The 16,134-nt window shown below is 75.7% G+C and carries 18 protein-coding genes; 8 read left to right on the forward strand and 10 right to left on the reverse strand.

What is annotated here, in order from left to right:
* Positions 1–34: 34 nt before the first annotated feature.
* The 6 genes from ACSUPT_RS25255 to ACSUPT_RS25280 form a co-directional block, all read right to left on the reverse strand.
* The gene (locus ACSUPT_RS25255) at positions 35–799 is read right to left on the reverse strand and encodes an outer membrane protein assembly factor BamB family protein (protein WP_436945593.1); all 765 of its coding nucleotides are present in this window, start codon (positions 797–799) and stop codon (positions 35–37) included.
* Positions 800–811: 12 nt separating this feature from the next.
* Complete coding sequence (locus ACSUPT_RS25260; protein WP_351964704.1) at positions 812–1,036, reverse strand: hypothetical protein; 225 nt, start codon at positions 1,034–1,036, stop codon at positions 812–814.
* 154 nt (positions 1,037–1,190) lie between these two features.
* Positions 1,191–1,916, reverse strand: a complete 726-nt coding sequence (locus ACSUPT_RS25265; RefSeq protein WP_436946267.1) for a LutC/YkgG family protein — start codon at positions 1,914–1,916, stop codon at positions 1,191–1,193.
* Between the two features lie 65 nt (positions 1,917–1,981).
* Positions 1,982–3,454, reverse strand: a complete 1,473-nt coding sequence (locus ACSUPT_RS25270; RefSeq protein WP_436945595.1) for a lactate utilization protein B — start codon at positions 3,452–3,454, stop codon at positions 1,982–1,984.
* Positions 3,451–4,206, reverse strand: a complete 756-nt coding sequence (locus ACSUPT_RS25275; protein WP_361658888.1) for a (Fe-S)-binding protein — start codon at positions 4,204–4,206, stop codon at positions 3,451–3,453. The genes ACSUPT_RS25270 and ACSUPT_RS25275 overlap by 4 nt, the downstream gene beginning before the upstream one ends.
* Positions 4,207–4,345: 139 nt before the next feature.
* Positions 4,346–4,978: a TetR/AcrR family transcriptional regulator gene (locus ACSUPT_RS25280; RefSeq protein WP_361658885.1), complete on the reverse strand. Its 633-nt coding sequence runs from the start codon at positions 4,976–4,978 to the stop codon at positions 4,346–4,348.
* A 120-nt stretch (positions 4,979–5,098) separates the two neighbouring features.
* On the opposite strand from ACSUPT_RS25280, the gene ACSUPT_RS25285 reads away from it, so the two are divergent.
* The 3 genes from ACSUPT_RS25285 (at position 5,099) to ACSUPT_RS25295 (ending at position 7,868) form a co-directional block, all read left to right on the forward strand.
* Positions 5,099–5,668 (forward strand): NAD(P)H-dependent oxidoreductase, encoded by a 570-nt coding sequence (locus ACSUPT_RS25285; protein ID WP_361658882.1) that lies wholly within the window; start codon positions 5,099–5,101, stop codon positions 5,666–5,668.
* Between the two features lie 210 nt (positions 5,669–5,878).
* Complete coding sequence (locus ACSUPT_RS25290) at positions 5,879–7,357, forward strand: AlkA N-terminal domain-containing protein (protein WP_436945598.1); 1,479 nt, start codon at positions 5,879–5,881, stop codon at positions 7,355–7,357.
* Between the two features lie 16 nt (positions 7,358–7,373).
* A complete protein-coding gene (locus ACSUPT_RS25295; RefSeq protein ID WP_436945599.1) occupies positions 7,374–7,868 on the forward strand; it encodes a methylated-DNA--[protein]-cysteine S-methyltransferase in 495 nt (164 codons plus the stop codon).
* Here the strand turns inward: ACSUPT_RS25295 and ACSUPT_RS25300 are convergent.
* Positions 7,865–8,623 (reverse strand): SIR2 family NAD-dependent protein deacylase, encoded by a 759-nt coding sequence (locus ACSUPT_RS25300; protein WP_436945601.1) that lies wholly within the window; start codon positions 8,621–8,623, stop codon positions 7,865–7,867. The genes ACSUPT_RS25295 and ACSUPT_RS25300 overlap by 4 nt on opposite strands.
* A gap of 69 nt (positions 8,624–8,692) precedes the next feature.
* On the opposite strand from ACSUPT_RS25300, the gene ACSUPT_RS25305 reads away from it, so the two are divergent.
* Positions 8,693–8,890 carry a type II toxin-antitoxin system VapB family antitoxin gene (locus tag ACSUPT_RS25305; protein WP_351964712.1) on the forward strand — a complete coding sequence of 66 codons (198 nt, stop codon included), beginning with the start codon at positions 8,693–8,695 and terminating at the stop codon, positions 8,888–8,890.
* A gap of 102 nt (positions 8,891–8,992) precedes the next feature.
* Here ACSUPT_RS25305 and ACSUPT_RS25310 read toward each other — a convergent pair whose 3' ends face one another.
* Complete coding sequence (locus tag ACSUPT_RS25310) at positions 8,993–9,484, reverse strand: NUDIX domain-containing protein (protein ID WP_436945603.1); 492 nt, start codon at positions 9,482–9,484, stop codon at positions 8,993–8,995.
* A gap of 231 nt (positions 9,485–9,715) precedes the next feature.
* On the opposite strand from ACSUPT_RS25310, the gene ACSUPT_RS25315 reads away from it, so the two are divergent.
* Entirely contained in the window at positions 9,716–10,096 is a 381-nt protein-coding gene (locus ACSUPT_RS25315) for a TipAS antibiotic-recognition domain-containing protein (RefSeq protein WP_399217599.1), read from the forward strand.
* 59 nt (positions 10,097–10,155) lie between these two features.
* On the opposite strand, the gene ACSUPT_RS25320 is transcribed toward ACSUPT_RS25315, so the two are convergent.
* Complete coding sequence (locus ACSUPT_RS25320) at positions 10,156–11,874, reverse strand: BCCT family transporter (RefSeq protein WP_436945605.1); 1,719 nt, start codon at positions 11,872–11,874, stop codon at positions 10,156–10,158.
* A 112-nt stretch (positions 11,875–11,986) separates the two neighbouring features.
* Here ACSUPT_RS25320 and ACSUPT_RS25325 point away from each other — a divergent pair, with 112 nt between their 5' ends.
* Positions 11,987–13,141 carry a glycerate kinase gene (locus tag ACSUPT_RS25325; protein WP_436945607.1) on the forward strand — a complete coding sequence of 385 codons (1,155 nt, stop codon included), beginning with the start codon at positions 11,987–11,989 and terminating at the stop codon, positions 13,139–13,141.
* A gap of 120 nt (positions 13,142–13,261) precedes the next feature.
* Here the strand turns inward: ACSUPT_RS25325 and sigJ are convergent, their stop codons facing one another.
* The gene (sigJ, locus tag ACSUPT_RS25330) at positions 13,262–14,212 is read right to left on the reverse strand and encodes an RNA polymerase sigma factor SigJ (protein ID WP_436945609.1); all 951 of its coding nucleotides are present in this window, start codon (positions 14,210–14,212) and stop codon (positions 13,262–13,264) included.
* 166 nt (positions 14,213–14,378) lie between these two features.
* Here sigJ and ACSUPT_RS25335 point away from each other — a divergent pair, with 166 nt between their 5' ends.
* A complete protein-coding gene (locus ACSUPT_RS25335) occupies positions 14,379–15,368 on the forward strand; it encodes an NAD(P)H-dependent oxidoreductase (RefSeq protein WP_436945611.1) in 990 nt (329 codons plus the stop codon).
* Between the two features lie 207 nt (positions 15,369–15,575).
* Positions 15,576–16,109 (forward strand): GNAT family N-acetyltransferase, encoded by a 534-nt coding sequence (locus ACSUPT_RS25340; protein WP_351964719.1) that lies wholly within the window; start codon positions 15,576–15,578, stop codon positions 16,107–16,109.
* Positions 16,110–16,134 lie beyond the last annotated feature (25 nt).

The following is a 16,134-nucleotide window of genomic DNA, read 5'->3' on the forward strand; positions in this document are numbered from 1 at the left end:
TCACGGGCCGCGGGCCGTGGCCGTCGTGCCGGGGTCAGGGGCGGGGCGGCAGGGGGGCGCGGCGCGGCCCCTCGTCGAGCACCACCTCCCAGGCGGGCGCCTGCGCGCCCGGATCCACCGCCCGCAGCACCAGCGCGTCGCCCGCCGCCCCCCGCCGTACGGCCAGCTCCACCCGCCGTACGCCGACCCGGCCCGCTTCCAGTACGTCCGGCGGGAGCGGCCCGGCACCGTCCGGTGCCTCCCGTACGGCCTCCGGGACCGGCCCGGGCGCCTCGGGCAGCACCACCGGCGACGGCCCGGACAGATCCACCCGCACCGCGCCGCTCGCCTTCCGCACGGCGGCCGCCCGCGATCCGGGGCCGGGCGGGGCGCCCCCGTCGTACCGGTCGAGCGCCGCCCACCGCAGGACCACGGCCCGCCCGCCGGCCGCCACCTCGGCGGCCAGCGTGAACACGGGCGTGTCGACCAGCGAGGGCCGCGCCCAGTCCGGCAGCCGCAGCGGCGCCGACTCCCATCGCTCGTCGCCGTCCTCGATGTCGACCACCACGGCCGTCACGGGGCCCGCCGGACCGGGGCCGTCCCGCTCGTGCGCCTCCGCGGGCCCGCCGCCCGGCACCCCCGCCAGACGTACGGCGACGACCGCCGCGCCCGCCACGGCGCACGGCCGCAGCCGCCGGCCGCGCCGCCACAGGACGGTGCCGGTTTCCGTGTCGAGCGCGATCAGCGTGCCGTGCCGGTCGTGGACGACCGCCCGCCGGCCGTCCGGGTCGAGCACACCGCGCGGGATGCCCGCCGCCATCGCCGGCCCGCTCTACGCGCCCTGCTGCGGGCGGACCCTCCACCGCCGGTCGCGCACCCGCCGCACGCCCTCCACGACCGCGTCCAGGACGAACCAGGTCGCCAGGAACGCCACCGCCTCCAGGGCGAAGCTGCCGAACTTGTAGAACAGGCTCGCCAGCACGAAGGAGAGCGCGAAGACCGGGAACTGACGAACCGCCAGATCGGTCGAGCTGAGGTTGCGGAACAGCTGGAACATCGAAGACCCCGGGGGAGTAGGGGTGGTGGGGACGCGGGGCTCACCCTGCCGCCCGCGTCACACCACCATCGTCCTCCCGCCCTGCGGCCCCCGCATCCCGCGGCGGTGACGCGCCACCGGCCCCGCGCCGGTCACCCGTTCAACGGCGCGGGCGTCAAGCCGTGGACGCTTCAACCGCGCCCGCGCCCGCGCCCTCGCCGGCGCCCGCGTCCGCGCCCGTGGACCGCGGGTCGTCGGGGCCGTCGCCGGGGCGGGGGGTCTCCAGCAGGACGACCTCCAGGGTGCGCGGGCCGTGCACGCCTTCGACCCGGTCCAGTTCGATGTCGCTGGTCGCGGACGGACCGGAGATCCACGTCAGCGGACGGCGCGGGCCCAGCCGCTCCAGCGCCTCCGGAACGGAGGAGACGATCTGCGCCGGGACCCGTACGACGCAGATGTGGTGGTCCGGCACGAGCGTGATCCGCCGTCGGCCCTGGTCGGGCCCGCCGTCCAGCACGAGCGTGCCCGTCTCCGCGATGGCCAGCGCGCAGCCGGTGACGACGCTGCCGGCCGCGTCCAGCTCCCGGACGGTGTGCGCCGCCGTGTCGGGGACCAGGGCGGCGCCGGTGGCCGCCAGCCAGTGCGGCGGCAGCGCCGGCGGCACCAGCACCGCCGTCGAGCCGCGCCGGGCCAGGAGCCCGGCCAGCAGGGCGGGGAGGCCGTCCTCGGTGGTCCGGTGCACGACCGCCCGGTAGTCGGCGAGGTTCTCGGCCAGGAGGGCCACGGTCTCCTCGGCGGTCCGCCGCCCGTGCGTCCGCAGGTAGGACCGCTCCACCGGCACGTCCGCGGGCCGCTCGTCGCGCGGCACGTCCACCAGCGCGCGCCGTACCCGCGCCAGCACCCGCTCCCTGCCGCCCGCACCCGCACCCGCGCCCGCGCCGCCCGCACCGCCCGTTCGGCTCCCGCTCACCGCGCCGCGCCTCCCCGTGTCCTCGACCACCAGTCCCGGAACGACTCCGCCGGCACCTCCGGCAGCTCCCGTGTGTCCGTCCAGGCCCTGCCGGGCCCCGGCAGCCGCCTCGGGTGCAGCCGCCGGGTGCGCGCGGCGAGCCGCTGCCCGGCCCGCAGCGCCGCCGGGTGGTCCAGCGTCCAGCGCGCCGCGCGCATCGCCGCCCGCTCGGCCGCGTGCCCCTTCGCCGGGCGCAGCCTGACCCGCACCCCGTTCCGCGTCACCTCACCGCCCTGGACCACCCGCTCCCGCAGGTGCACCAGCACCTCCGGGATGTCGATGGCGACCGGGCACACCTCGTAGCAGGCCCCGCACAGCGACGACGCGTACGGCAGCGACGCGTCGACCTCGCTGTCCGTGCCGCGCAGCTGCGGGCTGAGGATCGCTCCGATGGGACCCGGGTAGACGGAGCCGTACGCGTGGCCGCCGGCCCGCTCGTACACCGGGCACACGTTCAGGCAGGCCGAGCAGCGGATGCAGCGCAGGGCCTGCCGGCCCACCTCGTCGGCGAGCGTGTCGGTGCGCCCGTTGTCGAGGAGCACCAGGTGGAAGGCGCGGGGCCCGTCCCCGTCGGTCGTGCCGGTCCACATCGACGTGTACGGGTTCATCCGCTCCGCCGTCGAGGAGCGGGGCAGCAGCTGGAGGAAGATCTCCAGGTCCCGCCAGGTGGGGACGACCTTCTCGATGCCGACGACGGAGATCAGCGTCTCGGGGAGCGTCAGGCACATCCGCCCGTTGCCCTCCGACTCGACCACGACGAGGGTGCCGGTCTCCGCCACCATGAAGTTCGCACCCGAGACACCGACCTTGGCCCGCAGGAACTTCTCCCGCAGATGCAGCCGCGCCGCCTCCGCGAGGTCGGCCGGGTGGTCGGTCAGCCCTTCGGGGGCGGGGCGGCCCCAGCTGCCCATCCGCTCCCGGAAGACGTCCCGGATCTCGCCCCGGTTGCGGTGGATCGCCGGGACCAGGATGTGCGAGGGCCGGTCGTCGCCGAGCTGCACGATCAGCTCCGCGAGGTCCGTCTCGTAGGCGCGGATGCCCTCCGCCTCCAGCGCCTCGTTGAGGCCGGTCTCCTGCGTGGCCATCGACTTGACCTTGACGACCTCGCGTTCGCCCGTCGCCTTGACGAGGCCGGTGACGATCTGGTTCGCCTCGGCGGCGTCGACGGCCCAGTGCACCGTGCCGCCGGCGGCGGTGACCGCCTGCTCCAGCCGCACCAGGTGGCGGTCGAGGTGGCGCAGCGTCCGGTCCTTGACCGCCCTGGCGGCGGCGCGCAGCCCGTCCCAGTCCTCCAGCTCGGCCACCGCGCGGGCCCGCTTGTCGCGGATCGTGCGGGTGGCGTGGCGCAGGTTCCGGCGGAGCGTGGGGTTGCGTACGGCGTCGTGCGCGGCCTCGGGGAAGGCCGGCATGCCCAGGTACGTACCGCTCATGCGTGGGGCTCCTCCTCGGTGGCGGCCAGGATCTCGGCGAGGTGCACGGGCCGCACCCGCGAGCCGCGCCGGGCGAGGGTGCCGCCGATGTGCGCCAGGCACGAGTTGTCGACGGCGCACACCGCGTCGGCGCCCGTCGCCTCGACGGCGTCCGCCTTGTCGGCGCCCATCGCGGCGGAGACGTCCGGGTTCTTGACGGCGAACGTCCCCCCGAAGCCGCAGCACTCCCGTGCCCCGGTGAGCTCGCGCAGCTCCAGGCCGCGGACGTGGGCGAGGAGCCGGCGGGGACGGTCCGCGAGGCCCAGCGCGCGCAGGCCGTGGCAGGTGGGGTGGTAGGTGACGGTGTGGGGGAAGTACGCGCCGACGTCGGTCACGCCGAGCACGTCCACGAGGAACTCGGTCAGCTCGTACGTCTTCGGCGCCGCGCGCGCCGCCGCCTCGGCGAGCCGAGTGCCCCGGCCCTCCGCGGCGGCCTTCGCGCCGAGCCGCGGATAGCCCTCGCGCACCATCGCTGCGCACGAACCGGAGGGGGTGACCACGTAGTCGTACGCGCGAAACGCCCGGTCGAAGCGGAGCGCCAGCGGCTCCGTCTCGTGCCGGTAGCCGGTGTTGTACGCGGGCTGGCCGCAGCAGCTCTGGCCGGCGGGGAACTCCACCGCCACCCCGAGCCGCTCCAGCAGCCGCACCGTCGCCACGCCGGTGCGCGGGTACAGCGTGTCGTTGACGCAGGTGACGAAGAGCGCCACGCGCATGCCCCGTCCTCTCCCGGCCGGTGGGGCCGTGGTTCCGGGCCGCCCGCTCGTGGAGGCGGGCGGTGCGATCACCTGACGGATCGTAGTACCGCGGCCGGGGGAGCGGGCCGGGTCCGCCGGGGAACCGGCCGGCCCGGGGTCAGGCGCCGGGCGGCAGCATCCGCGCCACGAGGTCGTGCCAGGCCGCCTCCAGGCGGCTCAGCGGCATGCCCCGGTCGGTGCGCAGATGGTGGGTGAGGCCCGGGTCGAGGGAGCCGAGCAGGGTCTGCGCGGCCAGCTCCGGATCGGCGTCCGTACCCGCCTCCCGCAGCAGCGCCGTCAGGTGCGTGAGCCGTACGAGCCGGGCCGGCACCGTGTGCCGCCGCACCGGATCGAGCTGCGCCGCCGCCAGGTACAGATCGCGGTGCTCGTCCTCGTGGCGCAGCGCGGCCGGGCCGAAGGCATGCAGCCGCCGGGCGGCCGGCGCGCCCGGACCGAGCGGGGCGGGCCCGCACATGAACGCCTGCTGGAACCGCTGCTCCTGGTGGTCGAGCAGGGCCAGCAGGAGGCCGGAGCGGTCGCCGAAGCGGCGGAAGACCGTGCCCTTGCCGACCTGGGCGGCGCAGGCCACGGCCTCCATGGTCAGATTGGCGGCGCCCTGTTCGGCGGCGAGGCGCGCGGCGGCCTCCAGGAGGCGGGCGCGGTTGCGGGCGGCGTCCGCGCGCAGCTGCGGGGGCGCTTCGACGGGGGTGAGCGACAGCTCCATGCGTCCGTGCGGGGGCGGGGAGGTCATGGAAGCAGCCTAACGCCTCGGGAATGAAAGTGGACCGCGGTCCGGTTACCTGGTACAACTTTAAACGGACCTCGGTCCGGTTAGTTGTCCTTCTGACCGCTTCCCCTTTCAGGAGTCACCATGTCCGCTCGTATCCTCGCGCTCGTCGGCAGCCTCCGCGCCGGTTCCCACAACCGCCAGCTCGCCGAGGCCGCAGTCGGTCTCGCCCCCGAGGGCGTCACCGTCGAGCTGTACGAGGGCCTGGCCGAGGTCCCCTTCTACAACGAGGACATCGACACCGAGGCGGGTGCCCCCGAAGCCGCCGCGAGGCTGCGCGCCGCCGCCGCGGACGCCGACGCCGTGCTGCTCTTCACGCCCGAGTACAACGGCACCATGCCGGCCGTGCTGAAGAACGCCATCGACTGGCTGTCCCGCCCCTTCGGCGCCGGCGCCCTGAAGGACAAGCCGGTCGCCGTGATCGGCACCGCCTTCGGCCAGTACGGCGGCGTGTGGGCGCAGACCGAGGCCCGCAAGGCCGCCGGTGTCGCCGGCGCCCGTGTGCTGGAGTCCGTCGAGCTGGCCATCCCCGGCTCCGTGACCCGCTTCGCGGAGACCCACCCGGCCGAGGACGCCGAGGTCATCACCGGTCTGTCCGCCGTGCTGACGCACGTCGCCGAGGCCGTGGCCGCCCCCGCCGACGCCACCGCCTGACCGCAGCGCCCCCGTCCCCACGGCCGCGGCCGCCCCGCCACCCGGCAGGGCGGCCGCCGCCGTATCCGCCCCCCACGGCCGGACACGATCCCTCCGGCGTACCGGCGCCGCCCGCACACCCGTACGGCGACACCCCCGGCCGCAGGCAGCGGAAGGTTCATGTCGGATTTCCGCCAGCGGCGGCCCGCCCGCCTCCACCATCCTGGAGGCATGCACACCGACACCGAGCGCTGCGTGCGGGCCGTCCAGTCGAAGGACGCCCGCTTCGACGGCTGGTTCTTCACCGCCGTCCTCACCACCCGCATCTACTGCCGCCCCAGCTGCCCGGTCGTGCCGCCCAAGCCGCAGAACATGGTCTTCTACCCGAGCGCCGCCGCCTGCCAGCAGGCCGGCTTCCGGGCCTGCAAGCGCTGCCGCCCCGACACGAGCCCCGGCTCACCCGAATGGGACGTCCGCGCCGACACCGTCGCCCGCGCCATGCGCCTCATCCGCGACGGCGTCGTCGACCGCGAGGGCGTCCCCGGTCTCGCCGCGCGCCTCGGCTACTCGACCCGCCAGATCGAACGGCAGCTGCGCGCCGAACTCGGCGCCGGACCGCTCGCCATCGCCCGCGCCCAGCGCGCCCAGACGGCGCGGGTGCTCATCGAGACGACCGCGCTCCCCATGGCCGACGTGGCGTTCGCCGCCGGCTTCTCCTCCGTACGCTCCTTCAACGAGACCGTCCGCGAGGTCTTCGCCCTCGCCCCCGGCGAACTGCGCGCCCGCGCCACCGGCAGCCGCGGCGCCCCCGCCGCCCCCACCCCCGGCGTGATCGCGCTCCGGCTGCCGTACCGCACCCCCCTCAACCCGTCCAACCTCTTCGGCCACCTCGCCGCGACCGCCGTCCCCGGCGTCGAGGAGTGGCGCGACGGCGCCTACCGCCGCACCCTCGCCCTCCCGTACGGGCACGGCATCGCCGCCCTCGCCCCCGCCGCCGACCACATCGCCTGCCGCCTCCACCTCACCGACCCGCGCGACCTCGCCCACGCCATCAGCCGCTGCCGGTGGCTCCTCGACCTGGACGCCGACCCCGTGGCCGTCGACGAGCAGCTGCGCGCCGACCCGCTGCTCGCCCCGCACGTCGACCGCGCCCCGGGCCGCCGCGTGCCCCGCACGGTGGACGCGGCCGAGTTCGCCGTACGCGCCGTCCTGGGCCAGCAGGTCTCCACGGCCGCCGCCCGCACCCACGCCGGGCGGCTCGTGGCGGCGCACGGCACCCCCGTCGAGGACCCCGGCGGCGGCCTCACCCATCTGTTCCCCGCGCCCGAGGCGCTCGCCGCACTCGACCCGGAGGCCCTGGCCCTGCCCCGCAGCCGCCGCGCCTCCCTCACCACACTGGTCGCCGCGCTCGCCGACGGCACCCTCAAGCTCGGCCTGGACAGCGACTGGGACGAGGCGCGCGCCGGACTGCTCGCCCTGCCCGGGTTCGGCCCCTGGACCGTCGAGGTCATCGCCATGCGGGCGCTCGGCGACCCGGACGCGTTCCTCCCCACCGACCTGGGCGTGCGCCGCGCCGCCGCCGCGCTGGGCCTGCCGTCCACACCGGCCGCCCTCACGGCCCGCGCGGCCGCCTGGCGCCCCTGGCGCGCCTACGCCGTCCAGTACCTCTGGGCCACCGACAGCCACCCCGTCAACCACCTCCCCGCCTGAGCCGAGGAAGCCAGCCATGCACCGGCAGCACACGATCGTCGACAGCCCCTACGGCCCGCTCACCCTCGTCGCCACCGACGGCGTCCTCAGCGGCCTGTACATGACCGAGCAGCGCCACCGGCCACCGGAGGAGACCTTCGGCGAGCCCGACCCGCGCCCGTTCCGCGAGGCGGTCCGCCAGCTCGACGCGTACCACGCGGGCGAGCTGACCGCGTTCGACCTGCCCCTGCACCTGGCCGGGACGCCGTTCCAGCGGAGCGTCTGGGAGCTGCTGCGGACCATCCCGTACGGCCAGACCCGCACCTACGGCGAGCTGGCCGCCGCGCTCGGCCGTCCCACCGCGTCCCGCGCGGTCGGCCTCGCCAACGGCCGCAACCCGATCGGGATCATCATCCCGTGCCACCGCGTCATCGGCGCGAGCGGCGGCCTCACCGGATACGGCGGCGGCCTGGACCGCAAGCGCCGCCTGCTCGCCTTCGAAAGCGGCGCCGGCACCGGCGGCCTGTTCTAGTCCGCAGCCCGGCCCGGGTCGGCCGCCCCGGCCCCGTCCCGCAGCCGCGCCAGCAGCGCCGGGAGGGCCGTGCCGATCGGTTCGCGCACGACCTCGTCGGCGAGCCCATCGTACGGGGTCGGCTCGGCGTTCACGACGACCAGCCGCGCCCCGTGCTCGGCGGCGATCCCCGCCAGCGACGCGGCCGGCTGCACCTGGAGCGACGAGCCGACGGCGACGAACACCTCGCACGCCTTGGCGATGCCCATGGCCCGCCCCAGCACCACCGGGTCGAGCCGCTCCCCGAACATCACCGTCGCCGACTTCAGGATGCCGCCGCAAGCCCGGCACGGCGGGTCGTCCTCACCGGCCACCACCCGCTCCAGCGCCTCCTCCATCGAGGACCGGGCGTGGCAGCGGGTGCACACGACGGCCCGCGCCGTGCCGTGCAGTTCGAGGACCTTCCGCCCGGGCATCCCGGCCATCTGGTGCAGCCCGTCCACGTTCTGCGTCAGCACCCGCACGGCGAACCCGGGCGTCCGCTCCAGCTCCGCCACCGCCAGGTGCGCGGCGTTCGGCCGGGCCCGCAGCACCGGGCCGTCGAGCCGCATCCGCCACGAGCGGCGGCGGATGTCCGGATCGGCCATGTAGTACGCGTACGTGACCAGCTTCCCGGCCTCCGGGTCCCGCCGCCACAGCCCGTTCGGGCCCCGGTAGTCACTGATCCCCGAGTCCGTGGAGATGCCGGCACCGCTGAGAATCGCGACCATCGTCATACCGCGAGCCTACGAGCCGGTTCCCGCGACCCGCGAACAGATGCCCGCCCCGCGCTGTAGGGTCCGCCCATGGCCAAGGTGAACATCGCGCTCGACGCCGAACTCGTCGTCGAAGTCATGGTCCTGGCGGGCGTCGGCAACCCGCAGGACGCCGTCGAGCTGGTCGTCCGCGACTACATCCAGCGCGGCCACCGCACCGAGGCCCGCGTGGCCCCCCGGGAGGACGACCTGCGCCGCCCGGCCCCGAAGCCCCAGGACCAGGGCTGACCCGTCCCGCTCCGGACGCCGCCGGCCGGGACCGGGCTCCGCGCGCCGGCACGGGCCCCGCTCACCAGGGAGCGCGGCGTCCCGGCCACCGGGCGGACGGCTTCACATGGCCGGCGCGCCGTTCTCCAGTTCCGCCGGGCCCCGGCCCGCGTCCAGGGCCTCCAGCGCCGCGAGGACGCGCGGGCCCAGGGTGCCCGGCAGGTACGCCGGGATCTCGTCGCGGGTGATCAGCTTCCACGACAGCAGCTCGGTCTCCTGGAGGCGGATCGCGCCGAGCGCCGCGTCGTCCAGGACGCCGCCGTCGTACACGTACGCCACCAGCGGCGGCCGCGCCGTGCCCAGCACCCAGTCGACGGCCAGGAGCGGGCCCGGCGCCACGTCCAGGCCGATCTCCTCCAGCGTCTCCCTGCGGGCGGCCTGACGGGGCGTCTCGTCCTCGTCCGACTCGATCGTCCCGCCCGGCAACGTCCACCCGTCGCGGTAGTTGGGCTCCACGACGAGGACGCGGCCCGCGCCGTCCCGGAACAGCATGGCGGCGCCCGCGAGGACCCTCGGCAGACCGGCGATGTACATGGCGTAGTCGGTGGTCGTCACCCGGCCAGCGTAGTGGCTTTCCCGGCGGACGCTCCGGCACCACGCACCGCCCGCCGGGAGCCGGGCCCGCGCCGCGCCGCCACCGGCAAGTGCGGCGCGGCGAAAAGCGATTGCCCGCCCCCGCGGGAGCGTGCCACCCTGCCGCCTGGAAGGCAGTCGATCACTGCCGGCGGAGCCGCCCCCGGGAATGCGCCGCACAGGCCGTCAGGACACAGACACGAGGTGCACGCCGTGGACGACTCATACGCGCAGAGGTGCCGCCGGTCGCTGGCCGCGGAGCAGGCCCGGAGCCTGTCCGCGACCGACGACTGGGCGCACGTGGACAGGGAGCGGGTGCACCGGGACTGGGACGCCCTCTACCAGGAGATCGCCGCCTGCCTGGACGGCTCGCTCCCCGGCGACCCCCACGTGCAGGAACTGGTCGGCAGGCACTTCGGCATAGCCTGCCGCTTCTACACCCCCAGCAGGGAGGCCTACATCGGCATGGCCCTCCTGTACGCCGAGGACGACTCCATGCGGGAGTTCCACAACTCCTACCACCCGGGGATGGTCGAGTTCCTGGGCGCGGCGATGAAGGTGTACGCCGAGCGGGGTTCGGGCTTCGCCGCGTAGGACCGCACGGCCCGTCCGGGCGGGGCCGCCTCGGGCGGGGCCGGGGCGCCGCCCGCGCCTCACCCCGGTCCGTCGCCCCGGCCGCCGGTGTCGTCCTCGGACTCGCTGCGCGCCCGCGCCGCCCGCCGCAGCCGGTGGTGCCGCCCGGGCACCTGCTCCGTCACCGCGTCGCCGACCATCGTCCGTACGACGTCCCGCAGCCCGTGCAGCGCGGGGTGCCGCACCAGCCCGGCGCCCGGGTCCTCCCGCAGCTCCCTCAGCAGCGCCCAGCACAGGCACAGCATCACCACCACGAACGGCAGCGCGACCAGGATCGTCGCCGTCTGCAGCGAGTTCAGCCCGCCCACGACCAGCAGCACCGCCGCCACGGCCGCCATCAGCACGCCCCAGCCGACGACCAGCCACGTCGGCGGGTGCAGCGAGCCCCGGCTGGTCAGCGACCCCATCACCAGCGACGCCGAGTCCGCGCTCGTGATGAAGTACGTCATCACCAGCACCATCGCCAGGAACGACGTGATCGTCCCCAGCGGCAGCGCGTCCAGCATCGCGAACAGCGACGCCTCCGCCCCGTCCTGCACGGCGCCGGCGAGGTCCGCGGCGCCCGTCGACTCCAGGCGCAGCGCCGAACCGCCCATCACGCAGAACCACACGACGGTCGCGCCGCTGGGCACCAGCAGCACCCCGATCAGGAACTCGCGGATCGTCCGCCCGTGCGAGATCCGCGCGATGAACGTCCCCACGAACGGCGCCCACGACAGCCACCACGCCCAGTAGAAGATCGTCCAGGCGCCCAGCCACGAGTGGTCCGAGAACGCGCCCGTGCGCGACGCCATCGGCAGCAGGTTCTGGAGGTAGCCGCCGACCGACGCGGGGATCGAGTCGAGGATGTACACCGTCGGTCCGACGAGGAACACGAACACCATCAGCAGCGCCGCGAGCGTGATGTTCAGCGTGGACAGCCACTTGATGCCGCGGTGCAGCCCGGAGAACGCCGACAGCACGAACGCCGCCGACAGCACCGCGATGATCACCAGCTGCGTCGTGCGGGTCGCCGTGAGCCCCGCCGTCAGGTCCAGGCCCTCCGCGACCTGCAGCGCGCCCAGGCCCAGGCTGGTCGCCGTGCCGAAGACCGTCGCGAACACGGCCAGCAGGTCGATCAGCCGGCCCGGCCACGACTCGGCCCGCCGCGCGCCGATCAGCGGCACGAACGCCGCGCTCAGCCGGTTCCCGCGCCCCTTGCGGAAACCGGCGTACGCCAGGGCGAGGCCGGCGATGCCGTAGATCGCCCACGGGGTGAGCGTCCAGTGGAAGAACGAGTACTCCATCGCCGCGCGGGCCGCCTCCGCCGACTCCGCCCGCACGGCCGCCGCCGGCGGCGGGGTGAGGTAGTGGGTGAGCGGCTCCCCGACGCCGTAGAACATCAGGCCGATGCCCATTCCGGCGCTGAACATCATCGCGATCCACGCCAGGTTCCCGAACTCGGGCTCCGAGTCGTCCTTGCCCAGCCGGACGCGGCCGAACCGGCTGAAGGCGATCACCAGGCACAGGACGAGGAACACGTCGGCGGCCACCACGAACAGCCAGCCGAAGTTGTCCAGCACCCAGGACAGGCCCGTCGACGACGCGCTGTCGAACGAGTCCTCGCCGAGCCAGGCCCACAGCACGACGGCGAGGACCGCGGTGAAGCCGATCGTCACGAGGGTCCGGTCCGGCGAGGGTTCCGCTGAGGTGCCCGGGGGAGCGCCGGGCGGGGGCTGATCCATCGGTTCCGTGCTCATGACGCCCCACTATGGTCGGCGCGACCGGGTGCCGGAGGGGTGGCACGCCGTCCGGCGCTCCGGATAGGGTCCCCTTGGCGCGACTGCCTGTTCGATAGCAAGGGATGCAAGAGTGACGGACGGAGCAGTTACTGAGGCCGCGCGCGTGCTCGTCGCGGCCGACAAGTTCAAGGGGTCCCTCACGGCCGTGCAGGTCGCCGAGCGGGTCACGGCGGGGCTCCGGCACGTCGTCCCCGGTGTGGCGGTGGAGGCCCTGCCGGTCGCGGACGGCGGCGACGGCACGGTCGCGGCGGCGGTGGCCGCCGGGTTCGAGCGCCGCGAGGTCCGGGTGACCGGCCCGCTGGGAGAGCCCGTCACCGCGGCGTTCGCCCTGCGCGACGGCACGGCGGTCGTGGAGATGGCGGAGGCGTCCGGCCTCCAGCTGCTGCCCGAGGGCGTGTTCGCGCCGCTGACGGCCACCACGTACGGCTCCGGGGAGCTGCTGCGGGCCGCGCTCGACGCGGGCGCCCGCACCCTCGTCTTCGGCGTGGGCGGCAGCGCCACCACGGACGGCGGCGCCGGCATGCTCGCCGCGCTCGGCGCCCGGTTCCTCGACGCGGACGGCAAGCCGGTGGGGCCGGGCGGCGGCGGGCTGCGCGACCTGGCGACGGCCGACCTGTCGGGCCTCGACCCGCGCTTCGCGGACGTGGAGCTGGTGCTCGCGAGCGACGTGGACAATCCGCTGACCGGCTCGAAGGGCGCCCCGGCGGTGTTCGGCCCGCAGAAGGGCGCGACGCCCGAGGACGTGGCCGCCCTGGACGCGGCGCTCACGCGGTACGTGGAGGTGCTGGAGAGGGCCGTGGGCCCGCGCGCCGCCGAGGCGGCCCTCGCCCCGGGCGCGGGCGGCGCGGGCGGCATCGGGTACGGGGCCCTGGTCGGACTCGGCGCGGGCTTCCGGCCCGGGATCGAGCTGATGCTCGACATCCTCGGCTTCACCGAGGCCCTGGACCGGGCCACACTCGTGATCACCGGCGAGGGCTCCCTGGACGAGCAGACCCTGCACGGCAAGGCGCCGGCGGGCGTCGCGGCCGCGGCCAGGGCGGCCGGGGTGGAGGTCGTCGCGGTCTGCGGCCGCCTGGCGCTGCCGCCGGAGGCCCTGGGCCGCGCCGGCATCCGCCGCGCGTACCCGCTGACGGACCTGGAGCCCGACCCGGCGAAGTGCATCGCGGAGGCGGGCCCCCTGCTGGAGCGCGCGGCGGCGAACCTGGCCCGCGACTTCCTGCTGTAGCGCCCGCGCCGGCCGGGCGGGCCGCCCCCGCCCGGCCGGGGCCCGGAATCCGGGCCCGCGCGGCGGTGCCACCGCGGTGCGGCGGGCCCGCGCCCGGCGGCGCGGTCGGGATCCGGCCGGTCAGTCCTCCGTCCACGGGCGCAGCTTGCCGGGGTTGCGCACCGCCCAGATGCGCGTGATCCGGTCGTCCGCGACGTCGAACGCGTACACCGCCACCGTGGTGCCCTCGTGCTCGAGCACCAGGCCGGCCCGGCCGTTGACCGTGCGTTCCAGGACCGTGAGGCCGCCGGAGGCACGGGCGGCGAGACCGGTGAGGTAGTGGGCGATCCCCTCGCCGCCCAGGATCGGGCGGAGCGCGGCGGGGACCACGCCGCCGCCGTCCGCCGTGAACGTGGCGCCGGGGGCGAGGAGGCCGATGAGGGCCTCGACGTCCTGCGCGTCCCACGCCTCCTTGAAGTCCCTCACGAGACGTGCCTGGTGGGCCGCCGGGGCTTGCGGGGGCAGCGAGGCCCGGACGCGGCGACGGGCCGAGGAGGCCAGTTCGCGGCATGCCGCCGGGGTGCGGCCGGTGATCCGCGCGATCTCGGCGAACGGGTAGCCGAAGACGTCGTGCAGGATGAGCGCGACCCGCTGGGCCGGGGTCATGGACTCCAGGACGACCAGGAACGCCATGCCCACCGACTCGTCGAGGGTGACCCGGTCGGCCGGGTCCGCGGCGTGGGCCGCCTCGGTGCCCCGGCGCCCGCCGATCCAGTCGGTCCGCCCCGGCAGCGGCTCGGGGAGCCATTCGCCCACGTACCGCTCCCGCCGCATCCGCGCCGAGCCGAGGATGTCCAGGCACACCCGGGTGGCGACCGTCGTCAGCCAGGCTCCGGGGGACTCGACGGCGTCCTGCTGCCGCCGGGACATGGCGTACCAGCGGGTGTAGGTCTCCTGGACCGCGTCCTCCGCCTCGGCCAGCGAACCGAGGAGCCGGTAGGCGAGACCGGTCAGCCGCCGCCGCTCGCTGATGATCGCCTCCAGCTCCGCGTCGGAGTCGTCGTCGTGTCGTGACGTCGCGTGCACGGTCATGGTTCCTGCGGCTCCCTCGTCTCGGATGTCCCTCCCCCTTCCGACGGGACAGCCCGATCGATTGTCAGGTCCGCGCCCTCCTGACATTCCGGCGGGCCGCTTCGTCGTACTGCTCGACAGACGCCACCGGCCCGGAGGACCCGGGCGGGACACCGCAGGAGACGGCATGACCAGGATCGGCATACTCATCGGCAGCACCCGCCCGGGCCGCAAGGGGGAACAGGTCGCCCGTTGGGTCCACGAGCGGGCCGCCCGCCGGGGCGACGCGCGGTTCGAGGTGATCGACCTGCTCGACCACCCGCTGCCCCATCTGGACGAGCCGCTGCCCGCGCTCACCGGGCGGTACCAGCACGCGCACACCCGGGCGTGGGCGGACACAATCGCCGGCTTCGACGGCTTCGTGATGGTCACCCCCGAGTACAACGCCTCCATCCCCGGCGTGCTCAAGAACGCGATCGACTACCTGTACGCGGAGTGGACCCACAAGGCCGTCGGTTTCGTCTCCTACGGCGTGCGCGGCGGCGCCCTGGCGGCCCGGCGGCTGCGGGCGCTGTGCGAACTGCTCCAGATGGGTGCGGTGGCCCCGCAGGTCTCGCTCTCCCTGGACGCGGACTTCGACGAGCAGGGGACGCTCACGGCGGGCGCCCACCAGGCAGGCGCCCTGGACACGCTGCTGGACCACGTCGTCGCCCGCGGCGCGCAGGGGCCGGCGGCCGCGCCCGCACCGCGCGAGACGGACGAAGACGCGATCCGCCGCCTCGTCGACGGCGTCACCGGCGCGGTCCGGGCCAATGACACCGAGGCGCTGCGGCGGCTGTACGCGGCGGACGTGGTGTCCTTCGACATCGAGCCGCCCCTCCAGCACGTGGGGGTCGACGCGAAGCTCAAGAACTGGGCGCGGGTGTTCGCGACCTTCCAGGACGTCACCTACGAGATCCGCGACCTGGTGACCGCGGTGGGCGGGGACGTGGCGTACGCGCACGGTTTCGGCCGTCTCGGCGGCACGCTGCCCGACGGGACACCGGCGGGCGGCACATGGGTCCGGGTGACGCTCTGCTTCCGGAAGACCGACGGTGCATGGCTGATCACCCACGACCAGGTCTCCGTGCCGTTGGACATCCCGGACGGCAAGGGGGTCGTCGATCTCGAACCGTGACCGGCAACCGGCTCCCTGCCCGCCCTTCCGCCCGGACGGGAGGGCGGGCGCCTGTTCAGCGTGACCGGGCAGGCGGGGAGCCGGCCCGGACCGGGCACGCCTCATCACCGGCGGAGCGGCGCCCGGCCGTGACGGCCGGCGCGAGGACACCGCGTCCCGGGAGGCGCCCGTCATCCGGGCGCAACACACCGCTGCGACGATGCGCCCATGGACATCGACACCCTCCGCATCGAGACCCTGGACGGCGCGCGTGTGCGCGCCTCGGCCCACGCGCTCGGCGCCCTCCTCCGGGACGCCGTCCACGGCGGCGCGTCCGTCGGCTTCCTGGCCCCGCTCGGCGCCGCCGAGGCCGCCGACTGGTGGCGGGGCGCGGCCCGCGAGGCCGAGGAGGGCGTACGGACCGTCTGGGCCGCGTACGGGGCCGGGGACGCCCTCCTGGGCGTCGTGACCCTCGTCCGGGCCACCGCGCCCAACCAGCGGCACCGCGGCGACATCGCCAAGCTCCTGGTGCACACCGCCGCGCGGGGCCGGGGGCTCGGCCGGCGGCTCCTCGCGGCCGCCGAGGCGGGGGCCGCGGCCGCCGGGCTGCGGCTGCTGGTCCTCGACACCGAGACCGGGAGCCCCGCCGAGGGCCTGTACCGCTCCGCCGGGTGGAGCAGGGCCGGGACGATCCCCGGTTACGCCACCGACCCGGCGGGGGAGCCCCGCGCGACCACGTACTACTACAAGGCCGTCGGCTGACCCGGTACGGCGCCCGCACATACGA

It is taken from the genome of Streptomyces sp. SudanB25_2051, assembly GCF_964272635.1.
Classification (GTDB): Bacteria; Actinomycetota; Actinomycetes; order Streptomycetales; family Streptomycetaceae; genus Streptomyces.